At 70.4% G+C, this 17,363-nt stretch carries 21 protein-coding genes and 1 pseudogene; 11 read left to right on the top strand and 11 right to left on the bottom strand.

The genetic code is table 11. From position 1 onward, the window contains the following. Positions 1-98: 98 nt before the first annotated feature. The 4 genes and pseudogenes from DJ75_RS15780 (at position 99) to DJ75_RS15765 (ending at position 3,495) form a co-directional block, all read left to right on the top strand. On the top strand, positions 99-527 hold the full coding sequence (locus DJ75_RS15780) for a CoxG family protein (RefSeq protein ID WP_094525370.1): 429 nt from the start codon (positions 99-101) through the stop codon (positions 525-527). Next, positions 524-1,227: pseudogene (locus DJ75_RS15775) on the top strand (nitrilase-related carbon-nitrogen hydrolase). Before DJ75_RS15780 ends, DJ75_RS15775 begins: the two are co-directional and overlap by 4 nt. Before the next feature lie 704 nt (positions 1,228-1,931). Further along, positions 1,932-2,981 (top strand): presenilin family intramembrane aspartyl protease PSH, encoded by a 1,050-nt coding sequence (locus tag DJ75_RS15770; protein WP_094525369.1) that lies wholly within the window; start codon positions 1,932-1,934, stop codon positions 2,979-2,981. Positions 2,982-3,063: 82 nt separating this feature from the next. Next, positions 3,064-3,495 carry a VOC family protein gene (locus DJ75_RS15765; protein ID WP_094525368.1) on the top strand — a complete coding sequence of 144 codons (432 nt, stop codon included), beginning with the start codon at positions 3,064-3,066 and terminating at the stop codon, positions 3,493-3,495. 25 nt (positions 3,496-3,520) lie between these two features. On the opposite strand, the gene metG is transcribed toward DJ75_RS15765, so the two are convergent. From metG to DJ75_RS15715, 10 genes are all read right to left on the bottom strand, one after another. After that, a complete protein-coding gene (gene metG / locus DJ75_RS15760) occupies positions 3,521-5,695 on the bottom strand; it encodes a methionine--tRNA ligase (protein WP_094525367.1) in 2,175 nt (724 codons plus the stop codon). 155 nt (positions 5,696-5,850) lie between these two features. After that, positions 5,851-6,303: a pyridoxamine 5'-phosphate oxidase family protein gene (locus DJ75_RS15755; protein ID WP_094525366.1), complete on the bottom strand. Its 453-nt coding sequence runs from the start codon at positions 6,301-6,303 to the stop codon at positions 5,851-5,853. Between the two features lie 79 nt (positions 6,304-6,382). Further along, complete coding sequence (locus DJ75_RS15750) at positions 6,383-7,297, bottom strand: thiamine-phosphate synthase family protein (RefSeq protein ID WP_094525365.1); 915 nt, start codon at positions 7,295-7,297, stop codon at positions 6,383-6,385. After that, the gene (gene dcd, locus DJ75_RS15745) at positions 7,294-7,944 is read right to left on the bottom strand and encodes a dCTP deaminase (protein WP_094525364.1); all 651 of its coding nucleotides are present in this window, start codon (positions 7,942-7,944) and stop codon (positions 7,294-7,296) included. Before dcd ends, DJ75_RS15750 begins: the two co-directional genes overlap by 4 nt. Before the next feature lie 145 nt (positions 7,945-8,089). After that, on the bottom strand, positions 8,090-8,824 hold the full coding sequence (locus DJ75_RS15740) for a YIP1 family protein (protein WP_094525363.1): 735 nt from the start codon (positions 8,822-8,824) through the stop codon (positions 8,090-8,092). A 595-nt stretch (positions 8,825-9,419) separates the two neighbouring features. Next, positions 9,420-10,076: a protease gene (locus DJ75_RS15735; protein WP_094525362.1), complete on the bottom strand. Its 657-nt coding sequence runs from the start codon at positions 10,074-10,076 to the stop codon at positions 9,420-9,422. Between the two features lie 124 nt (positions 10,077-10,200). Continuing rightward, a complete protein-coding gene (locus DJ75_RS15730) occupies positions 10,201-10,446 on the bottom strand; it encodes a hypothetical protein (RefSeq protein ID WP_094525361.1) in 246 nt (81 codons plus the stop codon). Between the two features lie 62 nt (positions 10,447-10,508). Next, positions 10,509-12,266: a pyruvate kinase gene (pyk, locus tag DJ75_RS15725; protein WP_094525360.1), complete on the bottom strand. Its 1,758-nt coding sequence runs from the start codon at positions 12,264-12,266 to the stop codon at positions 10,509-10,511. 103 nt (positions 12,267-12,369) lie between these two features. After that, positions 12,370-12,858, bottom strand: coding sequence for a metal-dependent hydrolase (locus DJ75_RS15720; protein ID WP_094525359.1), 489 nt, complete (start codon positions 12,856-12,858; stop codon positions 12,370-12,372). Between the two features lie 105 nt (positions 12,859-12,963). Beyond that, entirely contained in the window at positions 12,964-13,899 is a 936-nt protein-coding gene (locus DJ75_RS15715) for a thiazole biosynthesis protein (RefSeq protein WP_094525358.1), read from the bottom strand. A gap of 482 nt (positions 13,900-14,381) precedes the next feature. Here DJ75_RS15715 and DJ75_RS15710 point away from each other — a divergent pair, with 482 nt between their 5' ends. From DJ75_RS15710 to DJ75_RS15680, 7 genes are all read left to right on the top strand, one after another. After that, complete coding sequence (locus tag DJ75_RS15710) at positions 14,382-14,648, top strand: 50S ribosomal protein L37ae (RefSeq protein ID WP_086220860.1); 267 nt, start codon at positions 14,382-14,384, stop codon at positions 14,646-14,648. Between the two features lie 3 nt (positions 14,649-14,651). Beyond that, a complete protein-coding gene (locus DJ75_RS15705; RefSeq protein WP_004049526.1) occupies positions 14,652-14,786 on the top strand; it encodes a DNA-directed RNA polymerase subunit P in 135 nt (44 codons plus the stop codon). Between the two features lie 20 nt (positions 14,787-14,806). Next, positions 14,807-15,070 carry a KEOPS complex subunit Pcc1 gene (locus DJ75_RS15700; RefSeq protein WP_094525357.1) on the top strand — a complete coding sequence of 88 codons (264 nt, stop codon included), beginning with the start codon at positions 14,807-14,809 and terminating at the stop codon, positions 15,068-15,070. A gap of 128 nt (positions 15,071-15,198) precedes the next feature. Then, positions 15,199-15,585, top strand: a complete 387-nt coding sequence (locus DJ75_RS15695; RefSeq protein WP_094525412.1) for a prefoldin subunit beta — start codon at positions 15,199-15,201, stop codon at positions 15,583-15,585. 7 nt (positions 15,586-15,592) lie between these two features. Next, entirely contained in the window at positions 15,593-15,835 is a 243-nt protein-coding gene (locus DJ75_RS15690) for a DUF3194 domain-containing protein (protein WP_094525356.1), read from the top strand. A gap of 210 nt (positions 15,836-16,045) precedes the next feature. Beyond that, a complete protein-coding gene (locus DJ75_RS15685; protein ID WP_094525355.1) occupies positions 16,046-16,243 on the top strand; it encodes an HVO_0649 family zinc finger protein in 198 nt (65 codons plus the stop codon). Positions 16,244-16,267: 24 nt separating this feature from the next. After that, positions 16,268-16,693: a universal stress protein gene (locus DJ75_RS15680; RefSeq protein WP_094525354.1), complete on the top strand. Its 426-nt coding sequence runs from the start codon at positions 16,268-16,270 to the stop codon at positions 16,691-16,693. A gap of 25 nt (positions 16,694-16,718) precedes the next feature. On the opposite strand, the gene DJ75_RS15675 is transcribed toward DJ75_RS15680, so the two are convergent. Then, positions 16,719-17,273 carry a GMP synthase subunit A gene (locus DJ75_RS15675; RefSeq protein ID WP_094525353.1) on the bottom strand — a complete coding sequence of 185 codons (555 nt, stop codon included), beginning with the start codon at positions 17,271-17,273 and terminating at the stop codon, positions 16,719-16,721. Positions 17,274-17,363 lie beyond the last annotated feature (90 nt).

Genomic DNA, 17,363 nt, shown 5'->3' with positions numbered 1-17,363 from the left:
ATCTGATCGACCCCTCCGCAGTCGAGGCCGGGGCGAATCTCTTCGGCCCCGCTGCCGGACTCGCGTGTTTTTAACCCCCGTAGCACCAACGGGAATGTATGACCGTCCGAGTCTCCCGGACGTTCGAGTTCGACGCGCCCGCGGACGACGTGTGGGCGTTCATCTCGGACGCCGAGAAGCGCGCCGGCGCGATCAGCGTGGTCGACACCTTCGACGTCCACGACGAGAGACGCGCGACGTGGCACGTCGCGCTCCCGATCCCGATGATCCGGTCGACGATCTCCGTCGAGACCGAGGAAGTCGTGCGCGACCCCCCGAACCGAGTGAAGTTCGTCGGCAAGTCGAAGGCGTTCCGCGTGACCGGCGAGCACACGATCACCGAGACCGACGGCGGCTGTCGGCTGGCAAACGAGTTCGTCGTCGACGGTCGACTGCCGGGGGTCGAGTCGTTCTTCGAGCGCAACTTCGACGCGGAGCTCGACAACCTCGAAGACGCGCTGCGGGCCTCGATGGGCCCTAACGAATGAGGATCGCCTGCGTCCAGCTCGGCGTCGAGGGCGGCGCCGTCGCGGCCAACGTCGAGAACACGGTCGAGCGAGTCCGCGCGGCCGGCTGTCCCGGTTCGCGGCCGTCGCGGCCGACGCCGACGTCAACGTCCTCGCCGGGACCGTCGTCGAGGATCTGGCCGCCTCCGCGGCCGACGGGGTCGACGTCCAGACAGCGGAGGGGCTCGCGAACGCGGCCGTGCTCTTCGACCGCGACGGGGAGCGCCGGCTCGTCTACCGGAAGCACCACCTGTTCGGGTACGGCTCCGAGGAGACCGATCGAATGGTCCCCGGCGAACGGGTCCCGGTCGTCGACTTAGAGGGCGTCCGCGTCGGCGTCACGACGTGTTACGACCTCCGGTTCCCGGAGCAGTTCCGCGACATGGTCGAGGCCGGCGTCGAGTGCGTGCTGGTGCCGAGCGCGTGGCCGTACCCGCACGTCGAGCACTGGCGGACGCTCGGTCGGGCCCGGGCGATCGAGAACCTCGCGTACGTCGCGGCCGTCAACGGAAGCGGCGCGTTCGACGGCGACGCGCTCTGCGGCCGGACGGCCGTCTACGACCCGTGGGGGACCACGCTCACGTCCGCGGGAGAGGAGCCCGCCACGGTGACGGCCGAGGTCGATCCGGAGCGAGCGGCGGCGGTGCGCGAGGAGTTCCCCGCGCTGCGGGACCGGCGCTGACCGCCGACCACCGAGCGGCGGTCCCGAAGCCGCGGCCGCCGAGCGCGGACCGTCTGGTTTATACCGGAGAAGCGTTAAGGGGCATTCGCCGAAGTCCGACGCTTTTCTCGTTGGAGTTCGGCGACAACAACGCGCGCCCGTCCCGACCACTCGGGCGGCGACGCCGACGACAGCCCGGGGGTCCGCTGTCCGGCTGCCGCCCGCCCGCCTCCCGTCCACCCTTCGCCGTTCGCCGCGTCCCGCCTTCCCGTTCCGCCTTCCCTCTCACTGGCCACCGGACGATATTTGTGGCCCGTCGAGTATCGGTCTCGATAATTCGAGCGGTAGCTTCTTGTTCCGAATCGGACTGGTCGTAGACGCCGCGGACGAAACCGGCTGTCCCGTCCAGTTTCGGGCGGGACGGCCGGACACTCGCTTCCACCGTCCGTCGTCCGTCGGCCCTCGGGTTCGGGTCCGACCGCTCCCACACCGTACCCGAACCCGTTCTGCGGCGCGGGCGAAAGTTATCGTTCCGACGTTCTCGGCACCTGATAGTCGATACCGTCGTTCGCGGCATCGGGTGCCTCCCGCGACGGACGCGGTTCGAACCCGCCTCGACCGGGTCGGCCCCGATCCGTCCGCCGAGACCGTCACTCGTCCGGAAGCGGAACGCGGCCGGACCGAAGCGCAAGGACGAAACCCCCCGATCCCGAACCGTCGGTCGAATGTTCCCCCGCGAGTACCGCGGCGTCGCCTTCGTCGTCGGCCTGTTCCTCGTCGTCCAGCTCGGCGCGCTGGCGCTGGTCCCCGAGTTCGCCGAGAGCGGGTACCAGGCGGTCGAGAACCCGGACGACCCGACGAACAGCCTCGTGTACGTTCTCGCGATCCTCGTCATGACGGGGCTGATGCTCGCCGCGTTCAAGTACAACTTCGACGGCGCGATCCGACTCCTCATCGTCGGCGTCTCGGCGTGGCTCTCCTGGTACGTCTTCTCCGCGCTGGTGTCTCCACTCGCCGCGGCCGTGCCGGCCGTCGCGGTCGGCGTCGGGCTCCTCGTCTACCCCGAGTGGTACGTGATCGACACGGCCGGGGTGTTGATGGGCGCCGGCGCGGCCGGGCTGTTCGGCATCTCGTTCGGCCTGCTCCCCGCGCTGATCCTGCTCGCCTTCCTCGCTGTCTACGACGCCGTCTCGGTGTACGGCACCGAGCACATGCTGTCGCTCGCGGAGGGAGTGATGGAGCTGAACATCCCCGTCGTGCTCGTCATCCCGCTGTCGCTGTCGTACTCGCTTCTCGGCGGCGACGAGGCGGAAGACGCGGACGGTCCCGACGGCGCGACCGTCGCCGGGGACGACGGGGTCGACGAGAGTGACGGGGTCGACGGGAGTGACGGGGACAGCGAGATGGATCGAGGCGGCGAGCGCGCGGACGACGACGGCGCCGACGTCTCGGACCCCACGCCGATCGAGGAGCGCGACGCGTTCTTCATCGGCCTCGGCGACGCCGTGATCCCGGCGGTGTTGGTCGCGAGCGCGGCGACGTTCTCCCCCGCGGCCGGGCTCGCTGTCCCGCTGATCGGGATCAACCTCCCCGCGCTGCTCGCGATGGTCGGGAGCCTCGCGGGGCTCCTCGTGCTGATGAGTTGGGTGATAAAGGGCCGGCCGCACGCCGGACTCCCGCTTTTGAACGGGGGCGCCATCGGCGGCTACCTGATCGGCTCCGTGGTCGCCGGGGTCCCGCTCGCGGACGCGATGGGGCTCGCCAGGTTCCTCTGAGCGCCCGCAGTCGGACCGCGCGAGGCGGTCGGCGCGCCCGCCGGTCGACACCGTTTTTCCGTCGGTCGCCGTCGTTCGAGCCGTGTCCGATCCGACTCCGCACCACGTCGGCGTCACGGTCGCCGACCTCGACCGCGCCGTCGACTTCTACACCGAGACGTTCGATCTGGACGTCGCCGCCGAGTTCGCCGTGGGCGGCGAGGCGTTCGCGGACGCCGTCGCCGTCGACGACGCGGCCGCCGACTTCGCGCACCTCGTCGCCGGCGGGGCGGGCGACGAGACGGTCGTCGAACTCGTCGCGTACGAACCGGCGGGCGAACCGACGCCCAATCCGGAACTGAACCGACCGGGCGCGATCCACCTCGGGCTCTCCGTGGACGACGTGGAGGGGTTCTACCGCGGTCTCGACGGCGACGTCGAAACCCTCAGCGAGCCGCGAACGACCGAGAGCGGGACCACGATCCTGTTCGTCGTCGACCCCGACGGGAACCTGATCGAAGTGCTCGACGCCTGAGGACGGAGAAAAGCGAGACCGGTTCTTACTTGACTTTCGTGCCCGGCCCGGCGTCCTCGTAGGTCGTGAGGAGGTCGGCCTCGTCGCCGGCAGCGAGCACCATCCCGTTCGATTCGACGCCGAACAGCTCCGCCTTCTCCATGTTGGCGAGCACGACGACCTTCGTCCCGGGCAGGTCGTCGACGTCGTGGAGCTGTTTCAGTCCGGCGACGATCGTCCGGGTCTCGGCGCCGAGGTCGACGCGCAGCTTCAGGAGGTCGTCGGCGCCCTCGATCCCCTCGGCGTCCTCGATCCGGCCGATCCGGATGTCCAGTTCCTGGAAGTCGTCGAAGCCGATGCGGTCGTCGCTGAGGGGCTCGATGTCGGTCATGTCGGTGTCGTCGGTCGCGTCTTCGTCGGTCGCCGCTTCGTCGTCCGATCCGTCCTCATCGCCGTCGCCCTCGTCGCCGTCGGCCGCCTCCGCCTCGGCGACCCACGACTCCAGCTTCTCGTTGAGCGCCTCGACGCGCTCGTCTTCGATCTGCTCGAACAGCTCGGTCGGCTCCGCGAGGTCGCCGGCGGGACCCTCGCGGGCCGCGTCGACGGTGACCTCGTGGACGGAGCCGTCCTCGCCGAGCTGGTCCCACAGGCGCTCGCACTTCTCGGGGGCGATCGGCTCGAAGAGGACGGCGATCGCCTTCGCGATCGCGACGCAGTCGTGGATCACCCGCGCGGCCTCGTCCGGGTCCTCGTCGACGAGGTTCCACGGCTCGCTCCGCTGAATGTACTCGTTGCCGAACCGCGCGAGGTCGGTGACGGCGTCGCCGAGCGCGCGCACGGAGTAGTCGTTGACCGCGGCCTCGACGTCGTCGATCGCCTCTTCGATCCGGTCTCGCACCTCGTCGCTCGTCGCGTCCGCGATGGGCGCGTCGTCGTAGTTGCGGTGGGCGAAGAGGAGGGAGCGGTAGAGGAAGTTGCCGACCGTCCCCACCAGCTCGGTGTTGACGCGGTCGCGGAACTTCTCCCACGAGAAGTCGACGTCCTGCTGGAAGCCGCCGTTGGTCGCGAGGTAGTAGCGCAGCGGGTCGGGGTGGAACCCCTCGTCGAGGTACTCGTCGGCCCAGACGGCGCGGTCCCGGCTCGTGGAGAACCCCTTCCCGCCGAGGGTGACGAAGCCGCTCGCCATCACCGCGCGCGGCTCGGCGTGGCCCGTCGCCTCCAGCATCGCGGGCCAGAATATCGTGTGGTGCTGGATGATGTCGCGGCCGATCACGTGAACGATCTCGCCGCCCTCGGGGTGGGCGTCGCTCGCGCCCTCCAGCCAGGCCGCCTCCCAGTCGAAGGCGTCGGCGCCGACGCGCTCCGAGTACTGCTTCGTCGAGGAGATGTACTCGATGGGGGCGTCCACCCAGACGTAGAGGACGAGGTCGTTGTCGGCGGTTTCACCGCCTCCCCGAGGCGACTCCGTCGCCTCGCCGCCCGGGTAATCGATCCCCCAGTCCATGTCGCGGGTGATACACCAGTCCTGGAGCCCCTGCTCGATCCACTCGCGGGGCTGGTTCCGGGCGTTCGACGTCCCCTCGAGTCGGTCGAGGAAGCCGGAGAGGTAGTCGGAGAACTCCGAGACCTCGAAGAACTTGTGGGTGCGCTCGCGGTACTCGGCGGGGTTGCCGGTGATGGTGGAGACGGGGTCCTCGACCTCGCCCGGTTCGAGGTGGCGCTGGCACCCTTCGTCGCACTCGTCGCCGCGGGCGTGCGCGCCGCAGTACGGGCAGGTCCCCTCGACGTAGCGGTCGGGGAGGTACTGGTCGTCGACGGGGTCGTACGCGACCATGATCTCCTTCTCGTAGACGTGACCGGCGTCCTCCAGGTCGCGGACGAGCTCCTGGGTGACCGCGGTGTTCGTCTCGTCGTGAGTGTGGCCGTAGTTGTCGAACTCGACGTTGAACTTCGGGAACGTCGCGGCGTACCGGTCGTGCCAGTCGAGCGCGAACGCCTCGGGAGAGACGCCCTCCTGTTCGGCGTTGACCGCGACGGGCGTCCCGTGCATGTCCGAGCCGGAGACGAACGCGGTCTCCTGGCCGAGTCGTTCGAGCGCGCGGCTGTACACGTCGCCGCCGACGTAGGTGCGCAGGTGGCCGATGTGGAGGTCGCCGTTGGCGTACGGCAGTCCACAGGTCACCACCGCCGGGTCGTCGGTGGGGAAGTCGTCGTGGCTCATGTGGTGGGTGTATTGAGTTGTCGTGGATACGGGCCTAAAGCCCGCTGATTTTCGGGTGGAATCGAGGCGGGTCGCTCGGTCGGGGGGGAAGCCGCGGCCGATCGCTCAGACGGCTTCCGCACGCGGGCACGGCGACGGTTCCGAGGGGACGCCCCTCAGGGTTCCATCGACCGTTCGGCGCGAGCGGTGAGCCGGTCCGGGTCGAGCCGGTAGAACTCGAACTCCACCCGGCTCGCCGGCTCGCCGAAGACGTCGACGATCGGTATCTGGTCCGTCCGTCCGAGCCCGGCGAGCGACTCCGTGGAGATCGACTCGTCGGTGGTCGACACCAGCCGACCGCTCGCCACCACGCTCTTCCACCGATCGTCGCGCTCGCCGTAGGTGACGAACGTGGTTCCGCGGTCGGTCGGATTCGCCTTTCCGCTCTCTTCCCCGACGGCGAGCCGGAAGTAAAACACCTCCTCGACGGGGTCGTATCCGTACGACACCGGGACCGAGTGCGGGGGATCGCCGGCGGCCGTCGACAGGGAGAGGACTCCCGTTCCCGACCGCCCGAGGAACTCGTCGCGCTCGTCGTCCGCCATCCGAACCGCGTCGGGATCGGTCATACCTGACGTTGGACGGGCGCGGTAATGAATGTCAGCCACGGATCACGGTGAGAGCGGGCCGCGTCGGTCCGCCCCGCCACTACACGATCCCGCGGACGACCGCGGCCGCCTCCGACGCGGTCGGGGCGATCACGTACACGATCGGCTCGACGCCGACCGCGCCGGTCTGGTAGAGGACGAGCGTCGCCGCGTCGTCGCCAGCCGGGAGGTCGGCCGCGGCGACCGCGTCGGCGACCGCCGCGCTCGTCTCGCGTTCGGCGTCGAACTCGACGGTCGGGTGCGACGCGGCGAGCGCCGCGACGGTGTCGGGGTCGTACCGGACGTTCACGGCGCCGCGGGCGGTCGACCCCGCCTCGCGGGCGGCGAGCAGGACCGTCGCGACGTGCTCGCTGACGCCGAACTCGGGTTCGCCGGGGACCATCGCCTGCCCCTTCACGTCGACGAGGCGGCCGGGGACCGCGGCGACGTCGTCGATCGTCCGGGCGTCGTCGAGGCACTCGGCGACGTTGGCGCCGACGTTCGGAATGAGCGCGGCGAAGCCGGAGGCGTTCGTCAGGGTGCGGAGCCCGCGCCGCACCGACCCGAGGACCCGCTCGCGCTCGCGGAGCCCGCTGTCCGGGTCGTGGACCGAGAACTCCACCTCGGCGTCGGCGAGCGCCGGCATCGCCTCCTCGTGGAGGTCCGCGAGGAGGTCGCCCTCCTCCAGACGCCGGATCAGCACCTCGATTTCGACGAGCGCGCCGACGGGGCTCAGGTCGCCGTCGGCGAGCCCCTCGCCGATTCGATCGACCAGATCGCGGACCCGATCGTCGGCGACGATCCGGTTGTTGCGGGCCACTTCGCCGTGGGCGTACTTCGAGACCGCGGACTGGGAGATCCCCAAGGCGTCGGCGACCTCCCGCTGCGTGAAGCCGCGGTCGCGGAGGTCCTCCGCCAGCATCGAGCGGACCGTCGGGAGGAACTCGTCGACGACGACCTCCTCGATGAACTTCATGAGCGGTCCCCCCTCGCCCCGTCGTCGCCCTCGGCGGCGCTCGTCGAGGTCCCCGCTGCGCTCCCGTCGCCCTCGAACTCCGGGTCGTCGCCGATCCGGGAGGCCTGCGGGCCGTCCTGGTCCTGGTACTTCGACCCGCGCTCCGCGCCGTACGGGCGGTCGGCGGGCGACTTCAGCTCGGTGAACGTGAGCTGGGAGACGCGCATCCCCGGCGAGAGCGCGACGGGCGCGGTGCCGAGGTTCGAGAGTTCGAGCGTGATCTGCCCCTTATAACCGGGGTCGCACAGGCCGGCGGTGGCGTGGACGACGATCGCGAGCCGCCCGAGCGACGAGCGCCCCTCGACGTGCGCGACGAGGTCGTCCGGGATCTCGACGCGCTCGGTCGTCGTGCCGAGCACGAAGTCCCCGGGGTGGAGGATGAACTCGTCGCCCTCGTCGACGGTGGTCTCAGTGACGTACTCGCCGACCTCGTCGGCCTCGGTCGGGTGGATGCAGGGGATGTTGGTGCGCTGGAACTCCAGGAATCGCTCGCCGAGCCGTAGGTCGACGCTCGCGGGCTGGACCTGCTGGTCGACGTCGCCGAGCGGCTCGACCACGAGGTCCCCCGCCGCGAGCCGGTCGAGGATGTCCGCGTCCGACAGGATCATGTCGGGAGACGGAGCCCGCTCGGCTTAAAAACTCCCGAATGCGGCGGCTCGCGGTGCGGGGGGGTCACGGAGGTCACGGTGCGCGGGGATCGCGGGACGCGTGCGGCGCCGCGAAGGTGCGGCGCCGCGAGGGTGAGGCAGGCCCTCACACCGCCGCGAGAAGGAACGCGAGCACGGCGAACGCACCGGCGACCGCACCCGCAGTCCCGCGGTCGAGGTCGTGGGCCGCTTCCAACCCCCCGACGACGATCACCCACTGGACCGCGATCACGACCGCCGAAGCGGCGAGCAGGGGCGCCTGCATCGCCCCGATCGCGGCGACGATCTCGTTCGCTATCGCCTCGATCGTGGCGCCGTCGACCGCCGCCGTCGAGAGCGCGTACCAGACCGCCGCGACACCGGCTCCGAGTCGGACGATTTCCGGGAGGATCGCCCACGCCGCGATCACGAACGAGTCGCCCACGGAGCCGCTCCCGCCGGCGAGGCGCGCGCCGCCGTGGAGGACGAGCGCGAAGATCCCCCACCAGATCGGCACACCGAACAGGCCGTACGCGACGTAGTCGCCGGTCGCGCTCCGGAGTTCCTCCCCGACGTCGACGTCGACCCGTTTCGGGCGGTCGCACCGCTCGCCGACGAGCGAGTCGTCGTCGCCGAACGCCTCACAGGTCGCCTCCGGCGGTCGGTCTGGGTTGTCGACGGTGACCTCCCGGTCGATCGTCGCGTCGAACGCCGCGCCGAGCGCGGCGATCCCGCCGACCGTCGAGACGGTGACGAGCAGGACGAGTCCGACCGCGACCGCGCCGGACCGCGGGCGGACCGCCTCGAAGTGGCGGCGGGAGCGGTCGAAAAGCGAACCGACGGCTCGGGAGAGGGGGGCGATCGGGGAGGGCTTGACATCCTCCTCCGCGTAAACGCGGAGGAATCCCGAGCGGTGGGAGTTTCAGGTTCGCAGTCTAATTACCGGACTCCCAGTCCTTTCGGGCACGGGTAGTCCCACAGTGTCGGACTGGTGGACTGCTGGCCATGCCAACTGGCCGTTACCCCTATCCTCGGCCGTGTACGGCGTCCCAGTGTTGTTTTTGCCACGGGGACGCTGGCAGGCATCACCGGAGTTGGGGATATCGTCTGACTCGCTTCGAGCAGTCAACACAGACACACCCTTCGAGGATGTAGCGTTCACCGACTGCCCTTTCAAATACTGCCTCGTTACGCGGGCGGACAGGCCGCCTCTGAAGGACGGTTCGGAATCCGCTCCGTTCCGACCGATTCCTAACTACGTATAGAGCGGCCTGTCAGTTAAACCTCGGTATATGAAACTCGGTACAGACGTTCGGCCAGTGGATTGCTTCCCACCATGTCGGCTTCATCACCCGCCTAAAGGCGGGTGTATTCGCCTTCCAGTCTGTATAACCGGGGTATCCGCGAGGCCGGACAAGTGTCTTGTCCACCCGAGTCCCGAGCGGCCCCGGGGGGGATCACTCGCGTTCGGTCTCGGTCTCGGCGTCGGCCTCGCGTTCCCCGTCGGTCTCCGCTTCCAAGTCGTCCCCGCCCGCGGCCTCGGCGGCCTCCTTCCGGGCGCGGTCCGCCGCGAGCTCTTTGTCGATGTCGTCCTCGACGTATCCCATCGACTCGACGGTGACGACGTTGCCGCCGCCGGGATCGACGACCATCACCTCCTCGCCCTCCTCGATCGTGCCCTCGATCGAGCGCGCGGAGTAGTAAGGGTTGAAGCCGCCGCCGGAGAGCTTCACCTCGCCGCCGGAGGTCGTCACGACCTCGGTGACGGTGCCGGTCTTCCCTTTCAGCGAGTCGCTGTCGCTGGTCTGTTGCTGGCCCTTCCCGCCGTACAGGTCGAACTCGTGGTAGCCGTAGAAGGCGGCCGCGCCGAAGAGGAGCGTCAGCAGCGCCATGACGAGCGTGAGGCCCGCGCCCGCGATACCGAGCGACGTCAGCAGGAGCCCGCCGAGCCCCGCGCCGATCAGCGCGATACCGACGACGATGAAGTTCGCGCCCGGCGCGAGCGCCTCCGCCATAGAGAGCAGCAGGCCGGCCGTCAACAGCAGGAGGGGAAGCGTGTCCGGCCCGATCAGTCCGGACTGGAGGAGCGATCCGGCGCCCGTGATCAGATCCATGTCCGGACGTACGGCCGCGGCGGTATAAGTGGTAGTACGAGGGCCGGGCCGTCAGCGGCGAAAACGCGGGAACGCGCGCCGTCGGCTGAGAACCGGGGAAGACGCGCGCCGTCGACGAGGTGTCTCAGAACCCGAACACCAGCACGCCGACCGTGATCGCGACCCCGAGCGCGACGAACACGGCGTTCTCGACGTCGATGGGTCCGGGTTCGATCGGCTCCTCTTCGGGAGTGCCGGTGTCCTCCGTGACGCCGTCCGGGCCGACGTCGTCGACGGCGAACCGCCACTGGCGCTCGCCGGCGCCGTCGGTGTCCCGGGCCTCGTTCGCCCGGCTCCGCGTGTCGCCGTCGGCGTCCTCATCGCTGGACATGCCCGGTGATAGGCGCGTCGGTGATAAATGGCTGGCGGGTACGGGTCGGCGAGGGAGGCCGGCTATCGATTGCGCGCCGCCGCGATCACGTCGCCGTCGTAGATGACGCCGCGCTCGCCGTCGAGCGTGACCACGCTCCCGTCGGCGACGCTCTCGGGGAGCGTCGCGCCGGCGACCATCGGGACGCCGAGCTCGCGGGCGACGACGGCGGGGTAGCCGGTCATCCCCTCGCGGGCGTCGATGATCCCGACGAGCGCGTCGAGGTCACCCGAGAACTCGCCCTCGAAGCCGGGGCCGAGCGCGACGATGGAGCCCGCGGGAACCTCGCTCAGGTCGCCGTCGTCGGTCCGGTGGACGGGCGCGGCGACGCGGCCCGCGACCGCCGCCTTCCCGGTCACCAGCGTCTCGGCCGCGACGTGGACCTTCAGCGTGTTCGTCGTGTTCGTCCCCTCGAACTCGGTCAGCATCCCGGAGAGCACCACGAGCGTGTCCCCGGACGAGGCGCCGCCGGTGTCGAGCGCGGCGTCGACCGCGTTGTCGAGGATCGCCTCCATGTCGCTGGCGTACCCGGTCAGGACGGGTCTGACCCCCCACGAGAGCGCGAGCTGTCGCCGGACCCGGTCGTTCGGGGTCGTCGCGACCACGGGGACGCCCGGCCGGAACATCGCGGTCTTACGGGCCGTGAAGCCGGACTCCGACACCGCGACAACGGTGGACGCGCCGATGTCGCGGGCGAGGTAGCGGGCCGAGCGCGCCAGCGCCTCGGTTCGCGAGCCCTCCGCGGCGGCCGGGACGCGCTGCTCGCGCGTCTCGGCGTACTCGTCGCTGGACTCGACCTCGCGGACGATGCGGTCCATCGTCTCCACGACGTTGACGGGGTCGTCGCCGATGGCGGTCTCGCCCGAGAGCATCACCGCGTCGGTGCCGTCGAGGACCGCGTTGGCGACGTCCGAGGCCTCCGCGCGGGTCGGCCGGCGCGAGTGGACCATCGAGTCGAGCATCTCCGTCGCGGTGATGACGGGGACGCCCGCGTTGACGCACTTCCGGATGATCCGCTTTTGTATGACAGGCACGTCCTCCAGCGGGCACTCCACGCCGAGGTCACCGCGCGCGACCATCACGCCGTCCGCGGCGTCGACGATGCCGTCGAGGTTCTCGACCGCGCCGGCCCGCTCGATCTTCGCGACGACCGGGATGTCGTCGCCGCCGCGCTCCTCGAGCTCGTCGGCGATCTCGTAGACGTCGGCGGCGTTCCGCACGAAGGAGGCCGCGACGAAGTCGGCGTTCGTCCGGACGGCCAGGTCGAGCTCGTCTTCGTCCTCGGGCGTGATCAGGTCGACGTCGATGGCGACGCCGGGGAGGTTGACGCCCTTCCGCGAACTGAGCTCCCCGCCGGAGACGACGGTGGCGACGACGGCGTCGCCGTCGACCCGCTCGACGCGGCACTCGATCCGGCCGTCGTCGAGGAGGACCGTGTCGCCCGGGCCGGCGGCCGCGATGGAGTGCGTGAGCCCCACGCGCTCGGGAGTGGCGCCGTCGCCCTCCGCGAACGTCACCTCGGAGCCCGTCGCGAGCCGGATCGGCTCGTCGAGCTCCGCGGTGCGGACCTCCGGACCCTTCAGGTCGACCATCACCGCGAGCGGGTCATCGATCGCGTCGTCGACCGCGCGGGCCCGCTCGATGACCTTCTCGCGGTGGGCCGTCGTCCCGTGGCTGGCGTTCAGCCGGACGACGGACATCCCCGCGTCGGCGAGGGCGCGGATCGCGTCCCGGTCGTCCGACGCGGGACCGATCGTACAGACGATCTTTGCGTTGCGCATACCGCCGGGTTCGGCGCACGCCCGCAAAAAGGCACACGGTTGAGTCGGGAGCGAGTGAACGTTCGTGACGTTCGCCGGGCGTCGGACGCGGTCACGCGTTCGGTCAGGGAGTGAGTCCGACCGACAGCGCGAGGGCGGCGGCGCCGACCCCGAGGAACAGCCGGTTCGCTCGCGGGTTCGCCGCCGGCGTCAGGTCGAGCGTGACGTGCCACGCCGAGAGGGGGCGAAACGGCCGGATCCCCATCGGCGTGATCGCGTCGCCGGCGACGTGCGAACAGAGCGAGAGGGTCGCGACGCCGCCGACGAAGGCCGGGGTCCACGACGGGAGGGCGACCCCGGTCGGCGCGCCCGCAGGGAGAGCGACCCCGGCCGCGAGCGCCGCGAACGCCCCCGCGGCGACGGCGAACGCGACCGTGTGCGTCGGGCCGCGGTGGGCGACCGGCAGTCGGTGGTCGAGGTCGGGGAGCGTCGAGCACGCGGCGGCGACCGCCGCGCCGAGGACCGCCAGTCCGGGCTCGCCGGCGACCCGGACCGCCCCCGCGACCGGCGCGTACGCGAGCAGCGCGATGCCGACGTGGCCCCGCCAGTACATGGGTGTCGCTCTGCGGATACCGATAATAAATCCGTCGGGGGAGGAGCGTCGTCAGCGGGGCGCTGAGCGTTGGCGGGGGGAGGTGTTCGCGTCTCGGACCGCGCCTCAGTCGTCGGCCGGCGCGGGCGCGTCGCCCGCGGAGAGACGGACGTCGGGGCCGTCGACGCCGAGTTCGTCGAGCGCGGACTGCGCGGCGCGCTTCCCGGAGACGAGCATCGCGCCGAACGTCGGGCCCATCCGGGGGAGGCCGTGAGCGGTCGCGACCGCCATCCCGGTCGCGATCAGTCCGTCGTGGACGACGCCGGTGTGCTCGACGACTCGGTCCTCGCTCTCGCCGACCCACATGGAGTCGTGGCCGGGCGAGTCGTGGCCGGGGGCGCCGTACTCGCCGTCGCCGGTCTGGTCCATCCCGGTGTTGTGCTCCTTCGCGTGCTCGATGCCGGGCGCCGAGAGGACGCCGCGCTCGTCGAGCTTGCTGATCGCGACCGCGTCGTGGCCGGTCGCGTCGATCACGAGGTCGGACTCGACCGCGATGGGGTCGACGCAGGTTATCTCGCGCGGGAGCGCGTGGACGGGCGTCCAGTTCATCACGATCCCGCCGACGCGGTGGTCCTCGCGGACGACGAGGTCGGTGAACTCCGTCATGTTCTGGACGCGCGCGCCGGCGTCGCAGGCGGCCTTGATCAGCCCGGAACAGGCCTCGGGGCCGGCCGCCGTGTAGAGGCCGTCGACGTCCTCGACCGGCTCGTAGTCGACGTCGAGGTCGTCGAGGACCTCTTGGGCGGGGTCCCGGACGGTGACGGTGTTCATCAGGAACCCGCCGAGCCAGAAGCCGCCGCCGAGGTAGTTGTTCTTCTCGACGATCATGACCTTCACGCCGCGCTCGGCCAGCTCCTTGGCCGCCATCAATCCGGACGGACCGCCGCCGAGGACGATCACCTCGGAGTCGGTGAACTCGAGGAAGCCGTCGGTCCACTCGTTGCCGATCGCCTTCGTCACGTCGGTCTCGCTCACGTCGCTGAAGCCGTCGAATCCTTGCATACAACTTAGTGATATTACTTAGTTGTGAAAGGCGTTGCGGTCGATGCGCGGAGTACGGACCCGGCGATACGGTCGATTGCTTATAAACAGTAACCGCTGGAACGGCAGCGAACGCCTCCGAAGCCCCGGCCACTCGGCTAGACGTGGTCGACAACGGATCGAAACCGAACGCCTCCAAAGCCCCTCTGAGTCCCGTCCGACCGCACCGTGATACGCCTCACGCCTCCCCAGCCTCGCGGTTCGCGCTCTCCGAGCGCTCACCGCGTCCCTCGCGGGCCCCTCGCGGTCGCCGATGGCGACCGCTCGGCGGCGCGCCGCCGCTTCAGTGTCTCAGTTGACCACCGATGTCAGACTCGCGAATCGAGCGCCCGCAGCGGGGTCGAAGCGTCGATATCTCCGCGTCTCTGGCTCGGTCGGCCCGTCCCCCGCGGCGCCCCCGACTCGTAGCCTTTTTACCCGCGCTGGCGGTAGACGGACTCACTATGGCTGAGGACAAGGCACGAAGCACCGGTAGTGCGGGCCGATTCGGCGCTCGCTACGGCCGGGTCTCCCGCAAGCGGGTCCAGGACATCGAAGAGGAGATGCGCAACGCGACCGTCGACGGCGACGACGTCACGCGCAAGGGCACCGGCATCTGGGTGAACGAGGAGACCGGCGAGACGTTCACGGGCGGCGCGTACCGCCCCGAGACGCCCGGCGGCCGCACCGTCCGCCGCTCCATCCGCGCCGCGCTCGCCGACGAGGAATAGGTAATGAGCTACAAGTGCTCCCGCTGTAAGCGCGACGTCACCCTCGACGAGTACGGCGGCGTGCGCTGCCCGTACTGCGGCCACCGCGTCCTCCTGAAGGAGCGCGGCGGCGACGTGAAGGAAGTGAACGTCGAGTAACCGTCCGGGCCGATCCGACCGTGACGGCGTCCCGCGCACACGAGGCGGTCCTCTCGTTCGCCTACCCCTCCGAGCGGCGCGCACGGCTCGTCGCCGACGCGCTCGCCCCCGAGGTCGGCGAGATCGACGACGCGCGCTCGGCCGCGACCGTCTCCCGCGACGGCGACGCGGTTCGGGTCCGGGTCGCCGCGGACGACCTCGTCGCCCTCCGCGCCGGGATCAACAGCTGGTCCCGACTCGTCGAGGTCGCGGAGCGGGTCGAGGCCGCGTCCGGTCGCGGGTAACCGCCGACCCGATTCGGAGATCCCCCGCTGTCCGCCCGCTCACGGTCCCTCTCCGGCGGTACGGCCGATGGGGACGAAGACGTGGGTTTTTCCGTCCGGACCGCCTCGCTTCGCCTATGCAAGGGAACATGCCGCCCGAGGCACAGGAGAAGATCGAGGAGCTTCAGGAACTGCAGGAGACCGCACAGCAGGTCGCCGAGCAGAGGGAGCAGGCGCAGACCGCGCTCAACGAGTCGAAGACGGCGCTCGACGCCCTCGAAGACGTCGACGAGGACGCCGGAATGTACCGCGAGATCGGCGAGGTCCTCGTCGAGACGGACTACGAGTCCGCCTACGACGACCTCGAGAACAAGGTCGACTCGCTCGAGGTCCGCGTCGAGCAGCTCCAGAAACAGGAGGAGCGCGTCGAGGAGCAGTTCGACGACCTGCAGGGCGAGCTCCAGCAGATGCTTCAGGGCGGCGCCGGCGGCGGCGGTCCGATGGGCCCGGGCGGTCCGGGCGCGGGCGGCGCGTAAGCGTTCGATGAGCGACGAGCCGTCGGACGACGAAGTGGTCCGCACCGCGGCCGAGGCCGCGGAGGGCGTCATTTTCGCCCACTACGACCAGTCGGCGGTGACCGACCTCGACGTCACGGTGACGTTCGAGGAGGGCGTGCTCGACGTCGACGTCTACCTGAACGCCCCGGAGGACCCCGACCCCGACGCGGTCGCCCGCGAGGCGGCCGAGACCGCCGGCGAGGCGGTCGATGAGCTGTTCGCGGAGTAAGCGGTCGTTTCCTCCCGCTTTTCGACGAGTCCGACGAGCCTGGCGACGGGTCCGACTACGCTGACGACGGGTCCGACTATCCCGACGACGGGTCCGACCGTCGCGGCCTCGACGCGCGTCACGGGTCCGAGAGCGACGCACGGGAGCGGCGCGGTCCCCACGGGACCCTCACCGACAGCTATTAATCGAAGTATTGTGAACTGTTACCGCATGTCATCGAGCTACGGCGGCACGTCGGCGTTCGATCGGCTCCGTGCTCGGCTCGACGGAAGCGCCCTCGCCTGCGAGGAGTGCGGGTTCGTCGACGACGAGGGCGAGTGGGAGGCGGTCACCACCGGCGGGACCGTCGAGTACCGACGTGAGTGCCCGAGCTGCGGGACCGAACACGTCCACCGGTACCGACTCTGAGCCGCGGGGGAAGACTCGGCCGCGATGTACGACGAGATCCTCTGTGCGACCGACGGGAGTCCCGGGAGCGATGACGCCGTCGAACACGCGGGCAGCATCGCCGAGTTGGCCGGCGCGCGGATCCACGCGCTGTTCGTGGTCGACGAGACGATCGCCGGCGCCGACCGCTGGGACGTGGTCGTCGAGCGCGAGGAGGAGCGCGGCGAGCGCGCGCTCGACGCCGTCGCCGCGGCCGGCGCGGAGCGCGGCGTTCCGGTCGAGAGGCACCTCCGGCGCGGCCGGCCGCACGAGGCGATCCTCGACGCCGCGGACGACTACGGGGCCGACCTGATCGTGATGGGGACGCACGGTCGGACCGGGGTCGGCCGGTTCATCGCGGCCGGGTCGGTCGCCGAGCGGGTCGTGCGACACAGCGAGGCGCCGGTACTGACCGCGCGGGTGGAAGAGTGAGCGGGGCCGAAAACGGGGGGAGCGTCTACGCCGACTCGCAGATCGAAACGAAGTTCTCGAACACCTCGTCGCCGCGCTCGGTGTGGGCGACCTCCGGGTGCCACTGGACGCCGTATAGGTCGGCCTCCGGGTTCGACATCGCCTCGATGCCGCAGACGTCGGAGGTGGCGGTCCGGGCGAACCCCTCCGGGAGCGACTTCACTTCGTCGGCGTGCGAGGCCCACACGCGGGTGTCGGGCGCGAGCGACCCGACGAGCGGGTCCTCGTCGTCGACGATCTCCACGTCGACGTCGGCGTAGCCGCCGTAGTCGCCGCCGCCGACCTCGCCGTCGAGCTCGGCCGCGATCAGCTGCATCCCGAGGCAGATACCGAAGACGGGGACGTCCAGATCGAGGTAGTCCGGCGCGTTGCCGACGCGGTCCATGTCGGGGCCGCCGGAGAGGACGACCCCGTCCGCCTCCACCTCGTCGGCCGGCTCCTCGGCCGAGACGATCTCGGTGTCGACGCCGATGTCGCGGAGCGCCCGCCGCTCGAGGTGCGTGAACTGGCCGTGGAGGTCGATGACGACGATCCGGGTCATGGCCCCGATTGACGGCTCCCGCACAAAAACGGCTCGGAACGGGCCGCAGTATCGTGGTGTTTTCGACGCTCTCGACGCCTCGGTAATGCA

Source organism: Halorubrum sp. Eb13, from assembly GCF_002252895.1.
Lineage (GTDB): Archaea > Halobacteriota > Halobacteria > Halobacteriales > Haloferacaceae > Halorubrum.
The sequence above is the reverse complement of the archived record's forward strand: the minus strand, read 5'-3'. Positions and strand labels throughout refer to the sequence as shown.